This is a genomic window from Streptomyces bambusae (genome assembly GCF_019400985.1).
In the GTDB taxonomy this organism is placed as follows: domain Bacteria; phylum Actinomycetota; class Actinomycetes; order Streptomycetales; family Streptomycetaceae; genus Streptomyces; species Streptomyces bambusae_A.
In genome coordinates this window covers 1-3954 of the sequence record NZ_WTFF01000485.1, presented here as the reverse complement: position 1 = coordinate 3954, position 3954 = coordinate 1, and the positions used below count along the sequence as shown (strand labels likewise).

Annotated in this window: 5 protein-coding genes; all 5 read right to left on the bottom strand. The window is 75.3% G+C overall.

All coding sequences use genetic code 11. The annotated features are described in order from the left end of the window. Positions 1–1271, bottom strand: a 1271-nt coding sequence (locus GPJ59_RS34450; RefSeq protein WP_219671943.1) for a phytoene desaturase family protein, incomplete at its 3' end; no start/stop codon positions are given. Between the two features lie 10 nt (positions 1272–1281). After that, a complete protein-coding gene (locus GPJ59_RS34445; protein ID WP_219671942.1) occupies positions 1282–1941 on the bottom strand; it encodes a DUF4126 domain-containing protein in 660 nt (219 codons plus the stop codon). A 101-nt stretch (positions 1942–2042) separates the two neighbouring features. Continuing rightward, on the bottom strand, positions 2043–2444 hold the full coding sequence (locus tag GPJ59_RS34440) for a DUF3040 domain-containing protein (RefSeq protein ID WP_219671940.1): 402 nt from the start codon (positions 2442–2444) through the stop codon (positions 2043–2045). 284 nt (positions 2445–2728) lie between these two features. Then, positions 2729–3487, bottom strand: a complete 759-nt coding sequence (locus tag GPJ59_RS34435; protein WP_219671938.1) for a class I SAM-dependent methyltransferase — start codon at positions 3485–3487, stop codon at positions 2729–2731. Positions 3488–3629: 142 nt separating this feature from the next. Further along, positions 3630–3954, bottom strand: a 325-nt coding sequence (locus GPJ59_RS34430; protein WP_219671936.1) for an SAV_6107 family HEPN domain-containing protein, incomplete at its 5' end; no start/stop codon positions are given.

The window sequence follows — 3954 nt, the reverse complement described above, 5'->3', positions numbered from 1 at the left end:
GGCGTACGCACCTCGTGCCACAGCAGCCGCTCCCGCAGCCCCGGGACCGCCGTGGCGGCCGCGTCGAGCAGCCGCTCGGTGTACCGGGCGACGAGCTGCGGATCCGTCCAGTCCAGGACGCCCTGCGGGGCGCACACGGCGCCGACGGTGACCGCCTCGTGGGCGGCGTCGGGCCGGGTCGCCGGATCGTCGGGGCGCAGGACGCAGACCGTGGGCCGCTCGGCGTGCTCCCCGGCGAACGCGGCGCGGGCCTCGGCGCAGGCGTCGGGGGAGTGCACCACGGTGCGGTGGGCGGTGCCCTCGGGGCGTGCGCCCCGCAGCGCCAGGAACAGAGTGAACCGGCTGGCCACACCCTCGTGCGGCTCCACGGTCCCTTCCGGCCAGCGGCCGCCGGGCAGGGCGGACTCCACCAGCCGGCCGGGGGCGGCCCCGCAGACCACCGTGTCGGCCGCCACCTCGCTGCCGTCGGCCAGCAGCAGCCCGGCCGCCCGGCCGTCGCGGACCAGGATCTCCCGGACCTCCGCCCCGAAGGCGAACTCCACCTTCCGCTCGCGGCAGCGCTCGTACACGGCGGTGGCCAGGGCCCGCATCCCGCCGCGGACGTACCAGCTGCCGAATGTGTGCTCCATGTAGGGCAGGATCGCGGCCGAGGCGGGCGTGACCGCCGGGCCGAGCCCGCGCAGCAGCGCCGGGACCTCCAGCAGGGCCGCCAGGGAGCCCCCGAGCTCCCGCTCGGCGACCTCCGCCAGGGTCGGCGGGCGGCGGCGCAGCAGGCCGCTGCCCCGCGTGGCCGGGTAGGGCTCACGGCCCAGGACCTGCCAGTTCGGCCACAGCGGCTCTTCCAGCAGCGGACGGCGCGTACGGTCCCAGGCCTCCCGGGCGCGGCCCATGACGGCGCTCCACCGGGCGCCGGCGCCCGCCCCGAAGGCCTCGTCGAGGACGGCGGCGACCCCGCCGGTGGAGGCGTTCGGAAGGGCGACGTCGGTGCCGTCGGCCAGCAGGTGGCGCACGGCCGGGTCCACCTGGACGAGGTCGACGCAGTCCTCCAGGGACCGCTTGCCCGTCTTGACGAACAGATCGCGGTAGACGGCCGGCAGGTACAGCAGACCGGGGCCGGTGTCGAAGGCGAAACCGTCGCGCTCGTACCGGCCGAGGGCCCCGCCGTAGGTCTGCGAGCGCTCGTACACCGTCACCCGGTGGCCCGCCACCGCCAGCCGGGCGGCCGTCGCCATCGCGCCCATCCCGGCGCCGATCACCGCAATTCGTGCCATGAGGCCGACCTTATCGGCCGCTGTCCCCGGGCCCGCCGGGCGGGGCGGCCGTCCGCTCCAGGGCTGCCGTCCGCTCCAGGGCGGCGAGCCGCCGCTCCTCGCGGCGCTGGGCCCTGCGCCGCAGGAAACGACGGATCCGGGTCCACACGAGGACCAGCACGGCGATGCCGAGCGCCAGCAGCACCGCCGCGATGACCGCGGCGGCCTGCGGATTGAACATGGCGAAGGTGACGACGGCGGCCACGCCCAGGTCCTCCGCAGTGCTCAGCACGATGTTGCTGAGCGGCTCGGGGGAGGTGTTGACCGCCATCCGGGTACCGGCCTTGACGGCGTGGCTGGCCAGGGCCGTGGCGCCGCCGACGGCCCCGGCCGCGAGTTCGGGGAGCGAGCCGGTCTGCCCGGCCAGCAGGGCGCCGACCACAGCCCCGGCGACGGGCCGGATCACGGTGTGGACGGCGTCCCAGGCGGAGTCCACGTAGGGGATCTTGTCGGCGACGGCCTCGCAGAGGAAGAGCACTCCCGCGGTCACCAGCACATCGGTGCGCTGGAGCGGCTCGGGCACCTGGTCGGTCAGGCCGGTCGCGCCGAAGACGCCGAGCAGGAGGACCACGGCGTAGGCGTTGATCCCGCTGGCCCAGCCGCTGGTGAAGACCAGAGGGAGCACACTCACCCGGCCATCATGGCGCAGGGGTGCGCCACTCGGCGGGCGAACGCGTGAGGGGGCGGCCGCCACCCGGCGGCCGCCCCCTCACGGACAGGTACTACGGGGGCTCAGTGCCCCTGTTCGTCGCGGCGGCGCTGCCACCGCTCCTCGATACGGTGCATCATCGAGCGGCGCTGCCGGTTGTGGCCGCGGCCCGGTCCGGCGCTGCCGCCGGCCATGGGGTGCTCGCCGGGTTTGGGTGCCTTGCGCCAGCCGGTGACCGCGAGGACCGCGCAGCCCAGCATGACGAGGAAGCCCACCACGCTGATCCAGAGCAGGTCCGGTACGACCATTCCGGTCATGAGGAGCGCGATACCCACCAGAAAGCCTGCGACTGCCTGGTAGACCCGTCGCCGGGTGTACGTACGCAGCCCGCTTCCCTCAAGCGCTGTCGCGAACTTGGGATCTTCGGCGTACAGCGCTCGCTCCATCTGCTCGAGCATTCGCTGCTCGTGCTCCGAGAGCGGCACGGGAGTCCTCCTCATCCGTCGGTCGCGGGGGGCGACCGGGGGTCCCCTTCAGGATAGGCAGGGAATCGCCCCCGTGAAACCCGCCCCACTACGCCAGGCTGTTTTCAACAAGCACTGCCACGAAACATGCATTTTCGCCTCACCGTACCGTCGGGTAGGCGGTCACTGAGGCCGTTATTCCCCACGGGTCCGTCCACCATGCAGGTACGTGTCCTCGATCATACGGTGCCGACCGCCCGCGCGGAGGGTCTGTGGCGCACTGCACCGCGGTGCAGCACCGCAGTTCAGGCGCGCTTCTCGCCCAGGACGTGCAGTTGCGTGGCGACCGCGTGGAAGGCGGGCAGCTCGGCCGCCGCCTCCTCCAGCCGGAGCAGGGCCGCGGCGGCGCCCGGCTCGGTGTCCACCAGGACGCCCGGGACCAGGTCGGCGAAGATCCGTACGCCGTGCACCGCGCCGACCTCCAGGCCCGCCGAGGCGACCAGCTCGGAGAGCTGCTCGGCGGTGAACCGGCGCGGCACCGGGTCGCCGGCCCCCCAGCGGCCCGCCGGGTCGGTGAGCGCGGTGCGGGCCTCGGTGAAGTGGCCCGCCAGCGCCCGGGCGAGCACGGCCCCGCCGAGGCCGGCGCCCAACAGGCTGAGCGTGCCGCCGGGGCGCAGCGCGGCCACGGCGTTGGCGACACCCTCGGCCGGGTCGTCCACGTACTCCAGCACGCCGTGGCAGAGCACGACGTCGTACGCCTCGCGGTCGACGACGTCCAGCAGGCCCTGGGCGTCGCCCTGGACGCCGCGGACCAGGTCGGCGACGCCCTCCTCGGCGACCCGGCGCTCCAGCCCGAACAGCGCGTTCGGGCTGGGGTCGACCACGGTCACCCGGTGGCCGAGCCGGGCCACCGGGACGGCGAACTTGCCCGTGCCGCCGCCGGTGTCCAGCACGTCCAGGACGTCCCGCCCGGTCGCCTTGACCCGGCGGTCGAGGGCCTCCTTGAGGACCTCCCACACCACGGCGGTGCGGAGGGAGGCACGGGGGCGGGAAGTGTCCGACACGACTGTTGGCTCCTCGGCGTGGATGGGGGCACCCCGGGACGGAGTCCGGGGCAGGGTGGGTCGGGCGTGCGGTCCCACCCTATTGCCTCCTGATCGCCTCCTGCCGCGTGTCCTCCCGCCGCCGGGCACGTCACCCCGCGTGTCACCCCGCGTCGGGCCGCTCCGGGAGGCCGGTGGGCCGCGGCTGGGGGAGCACCGGCTGGAGGGCGAGCATCCGCTCCACCAGGCGCAGGAACATCGAGGCGGCGCGCAGCAGGTCGTCGGCGTCGCGGCTGCTGGCCGCGTCGGGTATGCCGGCCTCGGCCCGGGCCCGGCGGGCGGCTCCGGACGCGAAGAGCGCGCTCCACTCGACCAGCTCGGGGGCGATCTCCGGCAGCACCTCCCAGGCGCTGCGGATGCGCGGCCGGCGCCGCGGGGAGACCGGCTCCGGCCGGCCGCGCGCGGCGAGCACGGCCGCGGCGGTGCGC